We start from the raw sequence: 18172 nt of genomic DNA on the forward strand, positions 1-18172 counted from the left end.
GGTTTGCGGGGCGTTTCTCCCCGCCACGTTCTCTCCGCATGGCGGAAAAAACAATCAGTTCGGGGTGAAGCCCATCACCACCCCGCTAAGCCCGGAGATCTGCTGCAGATCGCCCAGCTGGCCTTTCAGCTTGTCTTTTGACGCATCCGGGCCGACGAGGATGCGGGTAATTTTACCCTGTACCGGCGTCGAAGGCGACGTATAGACTTTGAAACCCGAGGCCCGCAGTTTACCGACAATCTCATTCACCTTATCGGCGTTCTTCAACGCGCCCAGCTGAACCACATAGGCTTTGCCGGTCGGCGCCGGCAGGGCCGCCTGCTGCTGCGGTGGCTGTTGCTGCTGTGGCTTAGCCGGCGGCGGCGTTGGCGTCGCGGCCTGCTGTTGCGGCTGCGGTTTCGGCTGCGGCTTGGGCTGCGGTTTCGCGGCCACCACCGGCTCCTGAACGTCATCGAAGCTGTTGCTGTTCACCGGAATACGCGATGGATCTAACGATGGCGCGGCGGCATCGCCCGCCCGCACCTCTTCCGCCGCCCCTTCCGGCGGTTGCGAAGGCAACGCCTGGGTTGCCGCCGGCAACATATCCGGTTCATCGCGATCGCCTGGTTTCGGTACCAGCGGGATCGCGGCAAACTCATCCTGGTAATGCTTTTTCTGCCCGTCCAGCAGCCCTGGCAGGATAATCACCCCCAGCGCCACCAGCACGATTGTCCCGACTAAACGGTTCTGAAACTTACTCGCCACCGATTCTCCCCGCGTCTATCTCTTCCATAACCTGCGCTACGGTGTGAAACGAACCACACACCAGCACGGTATCTTCCACTTTAGCGTCAGCCATGGCCGCACGCCACGCCTGCGCCACGCTGCTATAGACTGTACCGCAGCGCAGATGTTCCACCAGCTGCTCTGCCGTCGCGCCGCGCGGGCCTTCCAGCGGCGCGCAGTACCAGGCATCGACTTCCGGAGCCAGATTGGCCAACGTGCCGGCGATGTCCTTATCATGCAGCATACCAATAACCGCCAGCACGCGTCCCGTTTTCGCTAACGTTTTGAGACGCCCGGCGAGATAGGCCGCCGCGTGCGGGTTGTGCGCCACATCGAGGATCACTCGCGGGGCGTCGCTGATTATCTGAAAGCGTCCCGGGAGCATCGCATCGCGGATCCCTGCGCGCAGGATAGCGTCATCCACGGCAAGCCCGCTGGCGCGCAGCGCCGCCACGGCCGTCGCCGCATTCGGCAACGGCACCTGAGGCAGAGGCAGGTGGCTTAACGCCCCTGCCGTATCGCGGAAGGACCACGTTTCGCCCTCCACCTCATAGCGCCAGTCGACGCCGCGGCGCTGGAGCAGCGCGCCCTTCTCGCTAGCCACTTCCGCGATGGTGAGCGGCATATCCGGCTCCCCCACCACCGCCGGTTTACCGGCGCGAAAGATGCCCGCTTTTTCCCGGCCGATACTTTCGCGATCCGGGCCCAGCCAGTCGGTATGATCGAGGGCGATGCTGGTGACCACCGCGACGTCGGCATCAACGATGTTGGTGGCGTCGAGACGCCCGCCGAGCCCGACCTCAAGGATCACCACATCCAGCTGCGCCTGCTTAAACAGCCACAGCGCCGAGAGCGTGCCGTATTCAAAATAGGTCAGCGAGATGTCACCCCGCGCCGCTTCGATTTCAGCAAACGAAGCCGTATGCGCCGCCTCCGGCAGTTCAGCCCCCTGAATGCGCACGCGTTCGGTGTAGCGCACCAGATGCGGAGAGCTGTAGACCCCCACTTTATAACCGGCCGCCATCAGGATGGTTTCCAGCGTGCGGCAGGTGGTGCCTTTGCCATTGGTGCCCGCGACGGTAAAAACGAACGGCGCCGGTTTAACGATATCCATCTGCCCGGCGACCTCGCTGACGCGCGCCAGCCCAAGGTCGATGGTTTTACTGTGCAGATGTTCCAGATAAGAAAGCCACGTAGCCAGGGGCGACGTGGCCTGAGGAATAGGATCTTTTTCCATGATGCCCGTAAGAATTGACGGTTAACGCGTATGAATAAAAAAGGGCAGCGCCGCCAGGCCCTGCCCTCTGCTTTATCAGGCCTCAGGTTCCTGATCCGGTGCCGGCGGCACCACCACGCCTTCATGAGGCGCTTCCGAAACGGCAACCGGCGCCGGCAGGTTCATCAGCTTCGCCAGAATGCTGGCCAGCTTGAGACGCATTTCCGGACGGCGAACGATCATATCGATCGCCCCTTTTTCAATCAGGAACTCACTGCGCTGGAATCCCGGCGGCAGCTTCTCGCGTACGGTCTGCTCGATAACGCGAGGACCGGCAAAGCCGATCAGCGCTTTCGGCTCGGCAATGTTCAGATCGCCCAGCATCGCAAAGCTCGCCGATACGCCGCCCATGGTCGGGTCGGTCAGCACGGAGATGTACGGCAGTCCGCGCTCCTGCATTTTCGCCAGCGCCGCGGAGGTTTTCGCCATCTGCATCAGCGACATCAGCGCTTCCTGCATACGGGCGCCACCGGAGGCGGAGAAGCAGATCAGCGGGCAGTTATCTTCCAGCGCCTGCTCCACCGCGCGTACAAAGCGTGCGCCGACGACGGAACCCATCGATCCCCCCATAAAGGAGAATTCAAAGGCGGCGGCAACCACCGGCATCGCGTAGAGCGTACCTTTCATCACCACCAGCGCGTCTTTCTCGCCCGTCTCTTTCTGAGCGGACGCCAGGCGGTCTTTGTATTTTTTTGAATCGCGGAACTTCAGCACATCTTTTGGCTCAAGTTCGCTACCCAGTTCTACCAGAGAACCTTCATCCAACAGGCTATGCAGGCGATTACGCGCCGACATGCGCATATGGTGATCGCACTTAGGACAAACCTCCAGGTTGCGCTCCAGCTCGGCGCGGTAGAGTACCTGACCGCAGCTGTCGCACTTGGTCCATACACCCTCAGGAATGCTCGCCTTGCGGGTGGGAGTGATGTTGCTTTTAATTCGTTCAATCCAGCTCATTGATAACCTTTCTGCCTGAACCTGGTCGATGCCAGTTTTGTCGTAAGGGGCGCATAATGCCATTTTTGCCTCTTACAGACCATGAATGTTGCACATTAAATCATATCATCCCGGAACATGGGATAAAAAAGTGGTCAAACCGCTGCGCGTGACGCTCTGCACCGCCACGCGCAACACAGGCTAAACTACTTCGCCTGCTTCGCCGCCGCCCGCTTGTGGCGAATAATCTCAATCACGCCCGGCAGGACGGAAAGCACGATGATCGCCACGATCAGCAGCTTCAGGTTCTCCTGCACCACCGGCAAATCGCCAAACAGATAGCCGGCATAGGTGAACAGCAGCACCCACAGCAGCGCCCCAACCACGTTATAGGCTGCAAAATGACGATAGGACATATGCCCCATTCCCGCCACAAACGGCGCGAAGGTTCGGACTATCGGCACAAAGCGCGCCAGGATAATGGTTTTCCCGCCGTGACGTTCGTAAAAGCTGTGGGTTTTATCCAGATAGCTGCGACGGAATATCTTTGAGTTCGGATTGCTGAACAGCTTTTCGCCGAACAGCCGGCCAATGGTGTAGTTGACCGCATCGCCGACGATGGCCGCGATGACCATCAGCAGTACCATCAGGTGGACATTGAGATCGTTGGTTGGCAAGGCCGAGAGCGCGCCCGCGACGAACAGCAGGGAATCGCCCGGCAGGAATGGCGTCACCACCAGCCCGGTTTCGCAGAACAGAATCAAAAACAGAATGGCATAAACCCAGACGCCATACTGGGCAACCAGTTCGGCAAGGTGCACATCAATATGCAGGATGAAATCAATTAAAAAGTGAATCAAGTCCATGTTTGTCTTTACCCTTAATGACCCTATTAGTCCGCCAGAAACAGCGGGCCCATTGGCAGCACCGGTAAATCATAGTGGGCCGGGTAATCCACCGACACCAGATACAACCCTTCCGCTTTTGCCGTTGCCGCAGCGAGCGTCCTGTCTTTTGCTGCCAGCAGTTCTGCCATCCAGCTCTCCGGCTGGTTTCCGGCCCCGACCTCCATCAGGCTGCCTACAATATTCCTGACCATATGATGTACAAAGGCATTCGCTTTGATATCCACCACCACATACGCGCCGTAGCGGGTAACGTTAATATGCATCACGTTGCGCCACGGGGTACGCGACTGGCACTGTACCGCGCGAAACGAGGTAAAGTCATTCTCTCCCAGCAGACACTGCGCGGCGCGCTGCATACGCTCGGCGTCGAGCGGCTGGTGAAAATGCGTCACGCCATGACTTAACACCGCCGGACGCAGGCGATGATTATAGATGACGTAGCGATAGCGGCGCGCCGTGGCGCTGAACCGGGCGTGAAAATCCGCCGGTACATGTTTGACCCAACGCACCGCGATGTCACCAGGTAAATTCGCATTTACCCCCAGCGTCCAGGCGGCATCTTTCCGCTGCGCCCGGGTTTCGAAATGCACCACCTGGCCGGTGCCATGGACGCCGGCGTCGGTGCGGCCGGCGCAAAAGACGGTAATCGGTTCGTTCGCCACCTGCGAGAGCGCCTTTTCCAGCTTCTCCTGCACGCTGCGCACTTCGTTTTGCCGCTGCCAGCCGTAATATTTGCTGCCGTCGTACTCGATGCCCAGCGCGATTTTACAGATCGGCTGTTGCTCCATCTCAGACATCAGTACAGGTACTCCTCAATCAGCTTCTCGGCGATCTTCACCGCCATCAGCGCGCCGCCGAAGCGCACATTATCCGCTACCGACCAGAACTGTATCTGCTCCGGCATACCGTAATCGTTATGCACGCAGCCGATGGAGAGGCGGGCATTGCCTGAGGCATCGCCAACCTGAGTCGGGAATTCGCCCTCTTCAGAAAGTTCGATATCCTCGCCGCGGGTAAAAGCGTCGCGCGCCTCCTCCGCCGCCAGCGGGCGCATCGCTTCGAAGCTCACCATCTGCGCATGGCCGTAGAAGACCGGCGACTGAACGACGCTGGCGGAGATCATCAGCCCGTCATCCTGAAGAATTTTGCGCGCTTCATCGACGATCCGGCGCTCTTCGCGCACGCTACCTTCACGATCCGGCAGCAGCGGCAGCATGTTGAACGCCAGCTGGCGACCAAAGAAATCGTCTTCATCGATAGGGATGCCGTTCAGCAGCTTAGCGCTCTGCCCCGCCAGCGCATCCACCGCTTTTTTCCCCTGCCCCGAGGCGGAGAGCAGGTTCGTGACGCTAATGCGCGACAACCCGCCCTGATCGATCAGCGGTTTGAGCGCCGTCAACAGCTGACTGGTCAGGCTATTAGGCACCGCAATCAGGTTGCGGTTGCGGTAATCGCCTAATACGAACGGGTTCACGTCCGGCACCACCAGCGGTACGTCCGGCTCCAGCGCAAACAGGCCGCTGAGATCGATAACCAGACACCCGGCGTTGGTCGCTTCTTCGACATACGCTGCACTGGCTTCGACGCCGGCGGCGAAGAAAGCCAGCTGGGCCTGGGTCCAGTCAAATTCGGCGGCGTCTTTGACGATCACCGACTTGCCACCAAAACGCAGATGTTCGCCCGCGCTGTCGTTGCGCGCCAGAGCAAAAATCTCTCCTACCGGGAACTGGCGTTCAGCAAGAGTTTCGAGCAGGGCTTCGCCTACGGCGCCCGTTGCGCCCAGTACGGCAATATTCCAGCCTTCAGACATGGTGGTTAACTCCAGAAATAAAGCGGCCCCGCCGGAGTATCCGGCAGGGGCATTAAGAAGACATTAACGAACAGGATGATGCACGGCGTTAAAACCGAGCTGGCGCAACAGCGTCGCCGCCTGCTCATCGCTGCACTGCACATACAGCGAAGACCATTCGCGACGTTCCTGATAATTTTTACGCAGCTTGTCGAATTCACCGGCGACGCCGGCCACCTTCCGCAGCGGCGCATCATCGCGGCGCACATCATACACCAAGTGGACCAGTCTTTTCAGCGTCGGCTGATCGAGCGGTCCATGCAGGGTAATGCGGCCAAATTCCGGCGCCGGCAGCAGAGTGTCCAGCGCTACCTGCTGCGGATGGCCGATAAAGGCGCTGTAGGCTTCAAAAACCTGCGTCGTCCCGCGCGCTTTCCCTTCGAGGGTGTAGCCGGCGATATGCGCGGTACCGATATCCACTAGCTTGAGAAGCTCAACGTTTAGATCCGGCTCCGGCTCCCAGACGTCCAATACCACACTCAGCGGCTGACCAGCTTCCAGCCGCTTTAGCAGTGCGGCGTTATCGACCACCGGCCCGCGGCAGGCGTTGATCAAAATCGTTCCAGGCTTCAGGCGGCTTATCAGCGCCTCATCCGCCAGATGCAGGGTTTTATATTGCCCTTCTTTATACAGCGGCGTATGGAAGGTGATGACATCGGCTTCCTGGACCAGCGCCTCGAGGGAGCGGAAGTCACCTTCGTCGCCGCGATGGGCGCGCGGTGGGTCGCAGAGCAGAGTTTTGATCCCCAACGCTTCCAGGCGCTTTTGCAGTCGCCCGCCAACGTTACCGACGCCGACGATCCCGACGGTGCGATCGCGCAGCGCAAAGCCGTCGCGTTCAGCCAGCATCAGCAGCGATGAAAAGACGTACTCTACCACCGCAATGGCGTTACAGCCGGGCGCCGCAGAGAAACCAATCCCCGCCTGCTGCAGCCACTCCTGATCGACGTGATCGGTGCCGGCGGTAGCGGTGCCGACGAACTTAATGGCCTTGCCGGCGAGCAATGCTTCATTGACCCGGGTGACCGAGCGCACCATTAGGGCATCCGCATCGGTCAGGGCATCGGCCGGGACCGGACGGCCTGGGATCGCCTGCACGTCGCCTAAACGGCTAAAAAGCTCACGGGCATAGGGCATATTTTCATCAACGAGGATTTTCACAGTTCAGTACCTGTCTGAGAACGAGAGTTAACTGGGGAAGTGTGCCATAATCTGGCCGCCAGGCATACTCATCACCTGGTTCCAGCACCGCGATATCGAAAGGATGAATCATGACGCACCCCCTTGCTGATATGCCAGACCGTCCTCCAGGGCGAGGCCCATCAGGCACTGCCGCCACCGGCGAACCTTCGCTTTCCATGCAGCAACGCACCGTTCTGGAGCGACTGATCACGCGCCTGGTGGCGCTGACCTCGCAGCAGAACGCGGAAGTGTGGGCCTGCGTCAAACATGACCTCGGACTGAAAGGCGACTCGCCCCTGCTGGCCTGCCATTTCAACGCCGCGGAGGCCAGTCTCAACCAGCGCTTAGCCGCCGCTCAGGATAATCATCATCATCGCCAGACCTTAGCGCAGCTCAGCGATCTGCTCGGTCAGGGCAATAACCGCCAGGCGGTGAGCGATTATATTCGTCAGCATTATGGGCAAACGGCGCTGCATGCCCTTAGCCAGACGCAGCTGGAGACCATTCTGCATCTGCTGCAGCATGGCCAGCTGTCGATCCCGCAGCCGCAGCAGCGCCCGCCGACCCTGCGCCCGCTGTTGCCAGCCGAGCATAATACGCTCAATCAGCTGGTGACTAAGCTGGCGGCCGCCACCGGCGAACCAAGCAAGCTGATTTGGCAATCCATGCTGGAGCTTTGCGGCGTCAAGTCCGGGGAGCTGATCCCGGCGACGCACTTCCTGCCGCTTTCGTACTGGCTGCAGGCGCGGCAAACGCTGAGTGCGCAAAGCGCGCCGACGCTCACCTCGCTGCAGGGAGCGCTCAAGCAGCCGCTGGAGGCCGCGGAGTGGCAGACAATTGTCGACTTTGCCCGTCGCAGCTGGCAGGTCACGCCGCGGACCACGCTGAGCCCGGCGCAGATCCTGGCGCTGCTGAACAAGGTGTTTGTGCTGCGGGTGGCCCGCGCCCAGGAGACGCTGGCCATCCCGCAGGAGGAGCCTGTCACCAGGCGGACGTGGAGCGCTAAGCCGTGGCAGCTGGCGCTGGGCGCGGTTGTCCTGCTCCTTGTGCTGTGGCTCCTGCTGTAGCCCAGCAGCCACCGGCGGCGTTTACGGCTCCCCTTCATGCCAAACGCCGCGGTGTTTCCTACAGCGTTTTCAGGCCGGACAATAACCTAGCGGCGAAATGAGATAAGGGTGACGAGGATCCCCAGCGCCGCGCAGAGGGCGCCGGCAAGGAACACCGACGAGTAGCCCAGCGAGGTCGCCAGCAGGCCGGTCAGCGGCCCGGTCAGGCCATAGGAGATGTCCTGAAAGGCCGCATAGCCGCCGAGCGCGGTGCCGCGCACCTGCGCCGGGACGCGCTTCACTACTTCCACGCCAAGTGAGGGGAAAATAAGCGAACAGCCGCACCCGGTCAGCGCCGCACCGGCCAGCGCCAGCCAGGCATTCGGCGCCAGTCCCAGCAGCGTCAGACCAACCGCCTCTATCAGCAGCGAGACCATCGCCACCTTAACGCCGCCAAACCGATCCGGCATCCAGCCGAACAGCACTCGCATCAGCACAAAGGCGCCACCAAACGCCGTCAGGGTAAAGCCGGCCATTGGCCAGCTATGGCTGGCGAAATAGAGGGAGACGAAGGTGCCGATCACCGCAAAGCCGACACCCTGCAGGCCCAGGCCAATGCCCGGCCGCCAGATCATGCCGATGACGCTCCAGAGTGAAGGCCGCTCGCCTCCGTGGGCCGCCACTTTGCGCACGGTACCGTTAATAAGCCAGGCGACGAGCGGTAGTCCCATGGTGACACAGGCCAGCACCGCCACGCCAAAATGGCTATAGATCAATAATCCCAGCGGGGCGCCCACCGCCAGCGAGCCGTACATCGCCATGCCGTTCCATGACATCACTTTGCCGGAACGGGCCGGTCCCACCAGGCCCATCCCCCAGCTCAGGTTTCCGGTCAGCAGCTGGCTTTCGCCAAACCCGAGGATCAAGCGGCCCAGCAGCAGCAGGCCGAGCCTGGCGAGCACCGGCAGCGGCAGCAGCGCAGCGGCCAGCCATGCCGCGCCCGCCAGGGCGCAGGCCAGCATCCCCTGCAGGACGGAACGTTTAGCGCCGTACTGGTCTGCCAGACGTCCGGCGTACCCCCGGGTCAGAACGGTGGCGAGGAACTGGATCCCTACCGCCACGCCAACCACGGTGTTGCCAAATCCCAGCTCCTGATGGACAAAGAGCGGGATCACCGGCAGCGGCAAACCAACGGTCATATAGGTCAAAAAGACGGCAAACGTAATACGGAAAAGCGAAAAATTCGCCGAAGAATTGGATGTTGTTTCAGTAACTGCGGACATGCATTACTCCAGATTCGCAGAGTAAGGCGAGCAAAGCGACACGCCCCCTCCACCTGATTATCAGGGTTAAGGCGCGTTGGTTGACGTTAAACGCTTACGCATTAGTGGAGAGACTAATGGATCCGCGAGCAGTGTGCCTGCGGGCTCTTACCCTGTCAAGATGACAAAAAAGGGGAGCCGGTGGCTCCCCTTTGCGCATCACATGCTGATTAGGCGTTGTATTTACGCATCACCAGCGTGGCGTTGGTGCCGCCGAAGCCGAAGCTGTTGGACATTACGGTGGTCAGCTTAGCGTCCGTCGGTTTGGTGACGATGTTCAGGCCGGCAGCCTGCTCGTCGAGCTCTTCAACGTTGATGCTCGGCGCGATAAAGCCGTGCTCCAGCATCAGCAGGGAGTAGATGGCTTCCTGTACGCCCGCCGCGCCCAGCGAGTGGCCGGTCATCGCTTTAGTTGCCGAAATAGCCGGGCTGTTGTCGCCGAATACTTCGCGGATGGCGCCCAGCTCTTTCACGTCGCCGACCGGAGTGGAGGTACCGTGGGAGTTCAGATAGTCGATCGGCGTATCAACGCCATGCATCGCCATCTGCATGCAGCGCACTGCGCCTTCACCAGACGGGGCGACCATGTCCGCGCCATCGGAGGTCGCGCCATAGCCGACGATTTCGGCATAGATGTGCGCGCCACGCGCCAGGGCGTGTTCCAGCTCTTCCACCACGACCATACCGCCGCCGCCGGCGATAACGAAGCCGTCACGGTTAGCATCATAGGTACGGGACGCTTTTTCCGGGGTGTCGTTGTATTTAGTGGACAGCGCGCCCATGGCGTCGAATTCGCAGGCCATTTCCCAGCACAGCTCTTCGCCGCCGCCGGCAAAGACGATGTCCTGTTTGCCCAGCTGGATCTGCTCTACCGCGTTACCAATACAGTGGGCGGAAGTGGCGCAGGCCGAGCTGATGGAGTAGTTAACGCCGTGAATTTTGAACGGCGTAGCGAGGCAGGCGGAAACGCCGGAAGCCATCGCTTTGGTGACCACATACGGGCCCACGGCTTTCAGACCACGCGGGCTACGCATGGCATCGGCGCCGAAGACCTGGAATTTCGGGGAACCGCCGCCGGAGCCTGCGATCAGGCCGACACGCGGGTTATTCTGATATGCTTCAGGCGCCAGACCTGCGTCGGCAACAGCCTGTTCCATGGACAGGTAAGCATAGATGGAGGCGTCGCTCATAAAGCGCACTACTTTGCGGTCAATGAGGCCAGTGGTATCCAGTTTGACGTTGCCCCATACGTGGCTGCGCATCCCTGAATCTTTAAGCTCCTGAGAGAAAGTGATCCCTGAACGTCCTTCACGCAGAGATGCCAGGACTTCCTGCTGGTTATTACCGATGCTGGAAACGATGCCCAAGCCAGTAATCACTGCACGTTTCATTAAATACCTCTGTAAGTCGCACTATTTTAAGTTTCGTGTCGCACAATAGCGTACACTTGTACGCCGAACAAGTCCGATCAGACATTTTGTGTATAAATTTGCGCCCTCAGGCACACATCGTTAAGATCGTGCTACGCCTTGTGATTCGAGTAACTTACGTGAAACAAAACGCCATACAACCCGCCAACCTGGAATTCAACGCTGAGGGTACACCTGTTTCCCGAGATTTCGACGATGTTTACTTTTCCAATGACAACGGTCTGGAAGAGACTCGCTACGTTTTTCTCGGCGGAAATCGCCTGCCGGAGCGCTTCCCCAGCCACCCTCGCCCGCTGATGATCGTCGCGGAGAGCGGCTTCGGCACCGGGCTCAATTTCCTCACCCTCTGGCAGGCGTTTGACGTTTTTGTTCGTGATAACCCGGACGTTACCTTGCAAAGGTTACATTTCATCAGTTTTGAAAAATATCCGCTGAAGGCTGAGGATCTCCGCCTGGCGCACCAGCGCTGGCCAGAGCTGTCTCCGTGGGCGCAGCAGCTGCAGGCGCAATGGCCGTCGGCCTTCGGCGGGTGCCATCGTCTGCTGCTCGACGGCGGGCGGGTGACGCTCGATCTGTGGTTTGGCGATATCAATGAGCTGACCAGGGAGCTGGATGATTCGCTGAACCAGCAGGTGGACGCCTGGTTTCTTGACGGCTTTGCCCCGGCGAAAAATCCCGACATGTGGACTCAGGAGCTGTTCAGCGCCATGGCGCGCCTGGCGCGGCCCGGCGGGACGCTGGCCACCTTTACCTCCGCCGGTTTTGTCCGCCGTGGCCTGCAGGAGGCCGGCTTTACCATGCTTAAAAGCAAAGGCTTCGGCCGCAAGCGGGAGATGCTGACCGGCGAGATGGCGCAAACGCTGAGCTTTCCTGCGCGCGCCCCCTGGTTCGCTCGCAGTAGCAGCGATGCCCGCGAGGCGGCCATCATCGGCGGCGGGATCGCCAGCGCCCTGCTCTCCCTGGCGCTGCTGCGCCGCGGTTGGCAGGTGACCCTTTACTGCGCCGATGAGGCTCCAGCGCAGGGCGCCTCCGGCAATCGCCAGGGCGCGCTGTATCCGCTGTTAAGTCAGCACGATCCGGCGCTGGCGCGCTTTTTTCCGGCCGCCTTTACCTTCGCCCGCCGAATGTATGACGCGCTGCCGGTGATGTTCGATCACCAATGGTGCGGTGTTACCCAGCTCGGCTGGGATGAGAAAAGCACGCATAAAATCGCCCAGATGCTGGCGCTGAATTTACCCCCGGACATCGCCTGCGCGGTGACGGCGGAACAGGTTGCCGGGCTGACCGGCGTCGATACCGGCTGCGGCGGCATCACCTATCCGGCCGGCGGCTGGCTGTGCCCGCAGCAGCTCACCGCCGAGCTGCTGGCGCTGGCGGCCACGCGCGGACTGCACGTGCACTATGGTTATCCCGTCGAAACACTCAGCGCGGAGGGCGATGGCTGGCTGCTCAATCAGCAGCGCTATCATCAGGCGGTGGTTCTGGCGAACGGCCACCGCATCACTGATTTTGCGCAAACAGCCCAACTGCCGGTCTACCCGGTTGGCGGCCAGGTCAGCCATATTCCCACCACCCCGCGGCTTGCCGCCCTGCGCCAGGTGCTGTGCTACGACGGCTACCTGACGCCACAGAATCCGCAAAATCAGCAGCACTGCATTGGCGCCAGCTACCACCGCGGGAAAACCGACACCAACTTCAGCGAAGAAGATCAGCAGCACAACCGGCAACGGCTGATCGACTGCTTCCCGGGCGCGGAGTGGCCGCAGGACGTGGATATCAGCGCCAACGACGCTCGCTGCGGCGTGCGCTGCGCCACCCGCGATCATCTACCGATGGTCGGCAACGTGCCGGACTACGCGGCAACATTGACGCAATACGCCAGCCTCCACGAACAACCGGATATCGCCGATAGCGCGCCGGTCTGTCGTAACCTGTTTATGCTTGGCGCGCTCGGGTCGCGCGGACTTTGCACCGCGCCGTTAAGCGCTGAGCTGCTGGCGGCGCAAATGAGCGCGGAACCGCTGCCGCTGGATAGCGACACCCTGGCGGCGCTGAATCCGAATCGGCTGTGGGTGAGAAAACTGCTGAAGGGAAAAGCGGTGAAATAAAACCATGAGGGCAGGCAATTTCCCGGGTACGGCTGACGCCTGACCCGGGCTACAACATGGCTCAGGCCTGATTTTTCGCCTGTTGATACAGGTTATGCCACATCCCCTGCACCAGAATTTGGTCCGGCGGCGACAGTTCGCCAGCGCTGATGGCTTTCTCCAGGCTCTGGCTAACTCTGCTGTGTACCGCGTCAGCAGAATGCTCGCCCTCACCTTCCAGCTCAGCCACCGCCAGCGTCAGGTGGCCGCGCAGATAACCGCCGGCAAACAGTTCATCATCACTGGCGTGGTCTACCATGTTGTCAATCAGCGCCAGAATGCGTGATTCAAACTCCGCGATCATCATCTTACCTCTTGTCATGTAATGTGCGGCCTTAGTGCAGGTCTTCCGGCCACGGAAAGTGTTCCGCCGTCAATGGCGGCGTTTGATAATAGTGTTGTAACGCGCGAATAAAGCGCGCCGGACGTTCGGGGATCCCTTGTTCAAGTAAAGTCATCACCCGAGCATGCACCCGGCGCTGGAAGGCGATGCGATCGGGCTCAACGTCCCCTTCCAGATTGTCACAGCTGACGTTAAACGGAAATCCCGCCGCCACGCAGAACAGCCACTCAAAGGCCTGCGGTTTCACCTCGACATCCTCAAACTGGCTTTGGGTCATCGCATCGCGGCCGTCCGGGCAGTACCAGTAGCCAAAATCTACTTGTTCGCGACGCGCCTTGCCGGCGACACACCAGTGAGAGATCTCGTGCAGGGCGCTGGCAAAAAATCCGTGCGCAAACACGATACGGTGATAGGGCGTTTCATCGTCAGCCGGAAGGTAGATCGGCTCATCGTCGCCTTTAATCAGGCGGGTATTAAATTCTTCGGCAAAGCAGCTGTCGAAAAGGTCTATCAGCTGCTGATAATGGTGTTGCTGTTGCATTAATGAATTCCCAACCACTGCAAAATCTCAGCCCCGTGGCTGTCATAAAGAAGTTTCGCGCTCATCACCGCCGAGACGATAACGATCATCGGCCGGATCAGCGACTGCCCTTTACTCAGCACCAGCCGGGACCCGGCGCGGGCGCCAATAAACTGGCCGGCCATCATCACAAAGCCGGTGGCCCAGATAACCTTTCCACCGATGATAAACAGCAGCAGGCCGCCGACGTTTGAGGTGGCGTTCAGCAGCTTGGCATGGGCCGTCGACTTGGCAAGGTTAAACCCGGCCAGAGTGACAAAAGCCAGGGCGTAAAACGAACCGGCGCCGGGGCCGAAAAAGCCATCGTAAAACCCTACGCTACCGCCGGCGACCAGCGCAAACGGCAGACCGTAAAGCCGACGCTGCCGGTCGGCTTCGCCCAGTTTCGGCATCAGCAGGAAATAAAGGCCGATGCCAATCACCAGCAACGGCAGGATCTGCTTCAGAATATCGGATTGTACGTGCTGCACCAGCAGCGCTCCGGCGGTTGAGCCGATAAAGGTCATCAGAATATTCAGCTTCTGATCGGCCAGATTAACCACCTTGCGGCGGACAAAATAGAGGGTCGCCGATAGCGACCCGCCGCAGGCCTGCAGCTTATTGGTCGCCAGCGCCTGGGCTGGCGGCATGCCGGCCGCCATCAGCGCAGGGACAGTCAATAAGCCCCCACCTCCCGCCAGTGAGTCAATAAAACCGGCCAGGATGGCGACAAAGAAGAGTACCACCAGCACCAGCGGCGATACGGCAAACAACTCGATAAAACTATCCATTACAGCACATGCTCATCCAGTAGCGCCTGGCAGGAAGGCGGCAGCGGCGGCGGCGTCTTCTTCACAGGGGGGGTAGACCCGGGTTTAGGTGGTTCGAACCAGCTCTGCAGCTCCGCTCCGCAGCCATCGCCGGGCGGCGGCGGCGCCTGATCCTCGCACTCCAGACTTCCCGCCGGGCAACGCAGTCGGACGTGCATATGAGCGCGATGCTGGAACCAGGGACGGACTTTACGCAGCCACTGGCGGTCGCTGCCCGCGTCCAGGCACAGCTGCTGTTTAATCGCCGGGTTGACGAAGATGCGGGTAACTTCGCTATCTTCCGCCGCCAGCTTGATAAGCTGGCTGATTTGCGGGCTCCATAGCGACGGCACCACATGCTTGCCATCGCTGGCGACCAGGTCCAGCGCCTGCGGCTTCAACAGCTGGGACGATGTCCAGCGCGTTTGCGGCAGCTGAAGGAAGATATCGACATCGAGGCCCGTCTGGTGGCTGGCGTGCCCGCCGTTAAAGCGCCCGCCCGCCGGCATCCCCATGTCGCCAATCAGCACGGTTCCCATACCTTTATTGTGCACCTGATTACTCAGGCGCTGAATAAACTGAACCAGATCCGGATGACCGAAGTAGCGACGCTGATCGGTACGCATCACCTGATAGCCGGGGGCACTCAGGGGGAGCGCCTCGGCGCCAACGATACAGCCATTGGAAAACGCGCCGATTGACTGGGCGCTGCCGCCGATCGGTTGGGTTATTTTCTGCCATGGCGTGGCGGCCAGGCTACCGGCGCTGGCCAACAGCGCAAGCAGTGCGATAACGGTGTTTTTCATGGTTACCAGCGTGGAATTGTCGTCGTCACGTCGCCATTCTGCGCGCGCTGACGCATAAAGTGATCCATCAGAACGATCGCCAGCATCGCCTCAGCGATCGGTACGGCGCGGATGCCGACGCACGGATCGTGACGCCCTTTGGTGATCATCTCCACTTCTTCGCCAAAGCGGTTAATCGTATGACCGGGAACGGTAATACTGGAGGTAGGCTTCAGCGCGATGTTGGCAACGATCTGCTGGCCGCTGCTGATGCCGCCAAGAATGCCGCCGGCGTGGTTGCTCTGGAACCCGGCTTTAGTGATCTCATCGCGGTTTTCGCTGCCGCGCAGCTTCACCACCTCGAAGCCGTCGCCAATTTCCACCCCTTTCACGGCGTTGATGCTCATCAGCGCGTGGGCGATATCGGCATCCAGGCGGTCGAAGACCGGCTCGCCGAGGCCTGGCGGTACGCCGTCAGCCACCACCGTCACTTTCGCGCCAATGGAGTCGCCCTCTTTTTTCAGGCCGCGCATCAGTTCATCCAGGGCGTCGATTTTATCCGGGTCCGGACAGAAGAAGGGGTTCTGCTCAACCTGATCCCAATCTTTGATGGCCAGCGGAATATCGCCCATCTGCGTCAGGCAGCCGCGAATGACGATGCCGAACTTCGCGGCAAGGTATTTTTTGGCAATCGCCCCGGCCGCTACGCGCATCGCGGTTTCGCGCGCAGAAGAACGACCGCCGCCGCGATAGTCGCGCAGACCATACTTTTGCTCGTAGGTGTAATCGGCGTGTCCCGGACGGAACAGATCTTTGATCGCGCCGTAATCCTGCGAACGCTGATCGGTGTTCTCAATCAGCAGACCGATACTGGTCCCGGTGGTAACGCCTTCGAAGACGCCGGAGAGGATTTTGACCTGATCCGGCTCGCGACGCTGCGTGGTGTAACGCGAGGTACCCGGGCGACGACGATCGAGGTCGTGCTGCAGGTCGGCTTCGGTCAGCGGGATGCCCGGCGGCACGCCGTCAACGATGCAGCCCAGCGCCAGACCGTGCGATTCGCCGAAGGTAGTGACGCGAAAGAGTTGTCCAATTGTATTTCCTGACATCACGGCTCCAATCTTTTTCGTTATGTTGGCGTGTTGTTTTTTTAGTCTTTATAAATACCGAAGTGCGCACGGGCGTCAATCAGCTGCTGTTTGGTCAGCATAAAGACCCCGTCGCCGCCGTTATCAAACTCAAGCCAGGTAAACGGCACATCCGGATACTGCTCCATCAGATGTACCATGCTGTTACCGACTTCACAAATCAGAATCCCGTCGTCGCTGAGATAATCCGGCGCGTTGCCAAGGATACGGCGCGTTAGCTTCAGGCCGTCGCTTCCGGAGGCCAGCCCCAGCACCGGCTCATGCTCATACTCTTCCGGCAGATCGGCCATGTCCTCTTCATCGACATACGGCGGATTGGTGACGATCAGATCGTACTGCAGCTTCGGCAGATCGCGGAACAGGTCGGAACGGATCGGCGTAACGTGATGGATCAGGCCATGGGACTCAACGTTGTGCTCGGCGACGGCCAGCGCGTCCGGGGAGATATCTACCGCATCGACTTCCGCCTCCGGGAAGGCATAGGCGCAGGCGATGGCGATGCAGCCGCTACCGGTGCACATATCAAGAATGTGCTGCGGCTTATGGTTAATCAGTCCGGCAAACTGGTTATTGATCAGTTCGCCAATCGGGGAGCGCGGCACCAGCACCCGCTCATCAACGTAAAACTCATGCCCGCAGAACCACGCTTTGTTGGTCAGATAGGCGACGGGAATACGCTCGTTCACGCGGCGAATCACCCGCTCTACAATGCGGTGTTTCTCGCTGGAGGTCAGGCGCGCAGTGCGCATGTCTTCCGGGATATCCAGCGGCAGATACAGTGAAGGCAGCACCAGCTGTACCGCCTCGTCCCACGGGTTATCAGTCCCGTGACCGTACCAGATATTAGCAGCGCTGAAACGGCTTACCGCCCAGCGCAGCATGTCCTGAATGGTATGCAGCTCATTGACTGCCTCATCAACAAAAATTTTATCCACGACATCCTCCAGGGCACACTCTGCTATAAATTCGGCGGCTAGTGTGCCATGAAGACGGCGATAAATCAGCATTCTTGCGATAAGGGGCGGGGGAAAAAACAGGTTTTCCTTGCCCGAAGGGATATTGAGTCGGGTAAACTAGCGCAAAGTATGAATGAGAGCGGACAATGAAAAAGAAGACATCGCTTAGCGAGGAGGATCAGGCGCTGTTCCGTCAGCTGATGACCGGCACGCGGAAGATCAAACAGGACACTATTGTTCACCGCCCGCAGCGCAAGAAAATTACCGAGGTTGCTCCTAAGCGTTTGCTGCAGGAACAGGTCGATAACAGCCACTATTTTTCCGATGAGTTTCAACCGCTACTGAATACCGAAGGCTCGACGAAATATGTCCGCCCCGACGTCAGCCATTTCGAGCTGAAAAAGCTGCGCCGTGGAGATTATTCGCCGGAGCTGTTCCTCGATCTGCATGGGCTTACCCAGCAGCAGGCCAAACAGGAACTGGGCGCGCTAATTGCCGCCTGCCGCCGCGAGCATGTGTTTTGCGCCTGCGTGATGCACGGGCACGGGAAACACATCCTCAAACAGCAAACCCCGCTGTGGCTGGCGCAACATCCGCATATTATGGCGTTTCACCAGGCACCAAAAGAGTACGGCGGTGACGCCGCACTGCTGATATTGATTGAGGTCGAGGAGTGGCAACCGCCGGAGCTGCCGTAACGGCGGGCTCCGG

General features: G+C 59.9%; 18 protein-coding genes. 3 read left to right on the forward strand and 15 right to left on the reverse strand.

Translation table 11 applies throughout. From position 1 onward, the window contains the following. Window positions 1-54 precede the first annotated feature (54 nt). The 7 genes from dedD to pdxB all read right to left on the reverse strand — a co-directional run bounded on the left by dedD (window position 55) and on the right by pdxB (window position 6895). Window positions 55-744: a cell division protein DedD gene (gene dedD / locus RRF55_RS06890; RefSeq protein ID WP_004214089.1), complete on the reverse strand. Its 690-nt coding sequence runs from the start codon at window positions 742-744 to the stop codon at window positions 55-57. Continuing rightward, window positions 734-2002: a bifunctional tetrahydrofolate synthase/dihydrofolate synthase gene (gene folC / locus RRF55_RS06895; RefSeq protein WP_002913219.1), complete on the reverse strand. Its 1269-nt coding sequence runs from the start codon at window positions 2000-2002 to the stop codon at window positions 734-736. Before folC ends, dedD begins: the two co-directional genes overlap by 11 nt. Window positions 2003-2077: 75 nt before the next feature. Then, complete coding sequence (gene accD, locus RRF55_RS06900) at window positions 2078-2998, reverse strand: acetyl-CoA carboxylase, carboxyltransferase subunit beta (protein WP_002913220.1); 921 nt, start codon at window positions 2996-2998, stop codon at window positions 2078-2080. Between the two features lie 185 nt (window positions 2999-3183). Next, window positions 3184-3843 (reverse strand): DedA family protein, encoded by a 660-nt coding sequence (locus RRF55_RS06905; RefSeq protein ID WP_002913221.1) that lies wholly within the window; start codon window positions 3841-3843, stop codon window positions 3184-3186. Window positions 3844-3869: 26 nt separating this feature from the next. Next, window positions 3870-4682, reverse strand: a complete 813-nt coding sequence (truA, locus tag RRF55_RS06910; protein ID WP_002913226.1) for a tRNA pseudouridine(38-40) synthase TruA — start codon at window positions 4680-4682, stop codon at window positions 3870-3872. Next, window positions 4682-5695, reverse strand: a complete 1014-nt coding sequence (locus tag RRF55_RS06915; RefSeq protein ID WP_002913227.1) for an aspartate-semialdehyde dehydrogenase — start codon at window positions 5693-5695, stop codon at window positions 4682-4684. Before RRF55_RS06915 ends, truA begins: the two co-directional genes overlap by 1 nt. Window positions 5696-5758: 63 nt before the next feature. After that, on the reverse strand, window positions 5759-6895 hold the full coding sequence (gene pdxB / locus RRF55_RS06920) for a 4-phosphoerythronate dehydrogenase PdxB (protein WP_032415276.1): 1137 nt from the start codon (window positions 6893-6895) through the stop codon (window positions 5759-5761). A 110-nt stretch (window positions 6896-7005) separates the two neighbouring features. Here pdxB and flk point away from each other — a divergent pair, with 110 nt between their 5' ends. After that, entirely contained in the window at window positions 7006-7983 is a 978-nt protein-coding gene (flk, locus tag RRF55_RS06925) for a flagella biosynthesis regulator Flk (RefSeq protein WP_064153441.1), read from the forward strand. Between the two features lie 86 nt (window positions 7984-8069). On the opposite strand, the gene RRF55_RS06930 is transcribed toward flk, so the two are convergent. Together RRF55_RS06930 and fabB are read right to left on the reverse strand one after the other, a co-directional pair. Beyond that, complete coding sequence (locus RRF55_RS06930) at window positions 8070-9245, reverse strand: MFS transporter (RefSeq protein ID WP_004149211.1); 1176 nt, start codon at window positions 9243-9245, stop codon at window positions 8070-8072. 209 nt (window positions 9246-9454) lie between these two features. Next, window positions 9455-10675: a beta-ketoacyl-ACP synthase I gene (fabB, locus tag RRF55_RS06935; protein ID WP_002913291.1), complete on the reverse strand. Its 1221-nt coding sequence runs from the start codon at window positions 10673-10675 to the stop codon at window positions 9455-9457. A gap of 158 nt (window positions 10676-10833) precedes the next feature. Here fabB and mnmC point away from each other — a divergent pair, with 158 nt between their 5' ends. After that, the gene (gene mnmC, locus RRF55_RS06940; RefSeq protein WP_032438778.1) at window positions 10834-12822 is read left to right on the forward strand and encodes a bifunctional tRNA (5-methylaminomethyl-2-thiouridine)(34)-methyltransferase MnmD/FAD-dependent 5-carboxymethylaminomethyl-2-thiouridine(34) oxidoreductase MnmC; all 1989 of its coding nucleotides are present in this window, start codon (window positions 10834-10836) and stop codon (window positions 12820-12822) included. 61 nt (window positions 12823-12883) lie between these two features. Here mnmC and RRF55_RS06945 read toward each other — a convergent pair whose 3' ends face one another. The 6 genes from RRF55_RS06945 to prmB are packed head-to-tail and all read right to left on the reverse strand — an operon-like array spanning window position 12884 to window position 17440. Further along, window positions 12884-13165: a YfcL family protein gene (locus RRF55_RS06945; RefSeq protein ID WP_002913338.1), complete on the reverse strand. Its 282-nt coding sequence runs from the start codon at window positions 13163-13165 to the stop codon at window positions 12884-12886. A gap of 31 nt (window positions 13166-13196) precedes the next feature. Then, window positions 13197-13745: an elongation factor P hydroxylase gene (locus tag RRF55_RS06950; RefSeq protein ID WP_004185005.1), complete on the reverse strand. Its 549-nt coding sequence runs from the start codon at window positions 13743-13745 to the stop codon at window positions 13197-13199. Continuing rightward, the gene (locus tag RRF55_RS06955) at window positions 13745-14554 is read right to left on the reverse strand and encodes a sulfite exporter TauE/SafE family protein (RefSeq protein ID WP_002913340.1); all 810 of its coding nucleotides are present in this window, start codon (window positions 14552-14554) and stop codon (window positions 13745-13747) included. Before RRF55_RS06955 ends, RRF55_RS06950 begins: the two co-directional genes overlap by 1 nt. After that, complete coding sequence (gene mepA / locus RRF55_RS06960; RefSeq protein ID WP_004174960.1) at window positions 14554-15378, reverse strand: penicillin-insensitive murein endopeptidase; 825 nt, start codon at window positions 15376-15378, stop codon at window positions 14554-14556. The genes RRF55_RS06955 and mepA overlap by 1 nt, the downstream gene beginning before the upstream one ends. A 2-nt stretch (window positions 15379-15380) precedes the next feature. Then, complete coding sequence (aroC, locus tag RRF55_RS06965; RefSeq protein WP_130974826.1) at window positions 15381-16466, reverse strand: chorismate synthase; 1086 nt, start codon at window positions 16464-16466, stop codon at window positions 15381-15383. Between the two features lie 41 nt (window positions 16467-16507). Continuing rightward, window positions 16508-17440, reverse strand: a complete 933-nt coding sequence (gene prmB / locus RRF55_RS06970; RefSeq protein ID WP_002913346.1) for a 50S ribosomal protein L3 N(5)-glutamine methyltransferase — start codon at window positions 17438-17440, stop codon at window positions 16508-16510. A 167-nt stretch (window positions 17441-17607) separates the two neighbouring features. Here prmB and smrB point away from each other — a divergent pair, with 167 nt between their 5' ends. Then, window positions 17608-18159, forward strand: coding sequence for an endonuclease SmrB (gene smrB, locus RRF55_RS06975; RefSeq protein WP_002913348.1), 552 nt, complete (start codon window positions 17608-17610; stop codon window positions 18157-18159). Window positions 18160-18172 lie beyond the last annotated feature (13 nt).

This window comes from Klebsiella sp. K47 (genome assembly GCF_051858335.1).
Taxonomy (GTDB): domain Bacteria; phylum Pseudomonadota; class Gammaproteobacteria; order Enterobacterales; family Enterobacteriaceae; genus Klebsiella; species Klebsiella pneumoniae.

Excerpts from the sequence above, each read along its gene's own strand:
- folC (WP_002913219.1), bottom strand. The coding sequence starts at position 2,002 with ATGGAAAAAGATCCTATTCCTCAGGCCACGTCGCCCCTGGCTACGTGG.
- accD (WP_002913220.1), bottom strand. The coding sequence starts at position 2,998 with ATGAGCTGGATTGAACGAATTAAAAGCAACATCACTCCCACCCGCAAG.
- RRF55_RS06905 (WP_002913221.1), bottom strand. The coding sequence starts at position 3,843 with ATGGACTTGATTCACTTTTTAATTGATTTCATCCTGCATATTGATGTG.
- truA (WP_002913226.1), bottom strand. The coding sequence starts at position 4,682 with ATGTCTGAGATGGAGCAACAGCCGATCTGTAAAATCGCGCTGGGCATC.
- RRF55_RS06915 (WP_002913227.1), bottom strand. The coding sequence starts at position 5,695 with ATGTCTGAAGGCTGGAATATTGCCGTACTGGGCGCAACGGGCGCCGTA.
- flk (WP_064153441.1), top strand. The coding sequence starts at position 7,006 with ATGACGCACCCCCTTGCTGATATGCCAGACCGTCCTCCAGGGCGAGGC.
- RRF55_RS06930 (WP_004149211.1), bottom strand. The coding sequence starts at position 9,245 with ATGTCCGCAGTTACTGAAACAACATCCAATTCTTCGGCGAATTTTTCG.
- fabB (WP_002913291.1), bottom strand. The coding sequence starts at position 10,675 with ATGAAACGTGCAGTGATTACTGGCTTGGGCATCGTTTCCAGCATCGGT.
- RRF55_RS06945 (WP_002913338.1), bottom strand. The coding sequence starts at position 13,165 with ATGATCGCGGAGTTTGAATCACGCATTCTGGCGCTGATTGACAACATG.
- RRF55_RS06950 (WP_004185005.1), bottom strand. The coding sequence starts at position 13,745 with ATGCAACAGCAACACCATTATCAGCAGCTGATAGACCTTTTCGACAGC.
- RRF55_RS06955 (WP_002913340.1), bottom strand. The coding sequence starts at position 14,554 with ATGGATAGTTTTATCGAGTTGTTTGCCGTATCGCCGCTGGTGCTGGTG.
- mepA (WP_004174960.1), bottom strand. The coding sequence starts at position 15,378 with ATGAAAAACACCGTTATCGCACTGCTTGCGCTGTTGGCCAGCGCCGGT.
- aroC (WP_130974826.1), bottom strand. The coding sequence starts at position 16,466 with ATGTCAGGAAATACAATTGGACAACTCTTTCGCGTCACTACCTTCGGC.
- smrB (WP_002913348.1), top strand. The coding sequence starts at position 17,608 with ATGAAAAAGAAGACATCGCTTAGCGAGGAGGATCAGGCGCTGTTCCGT.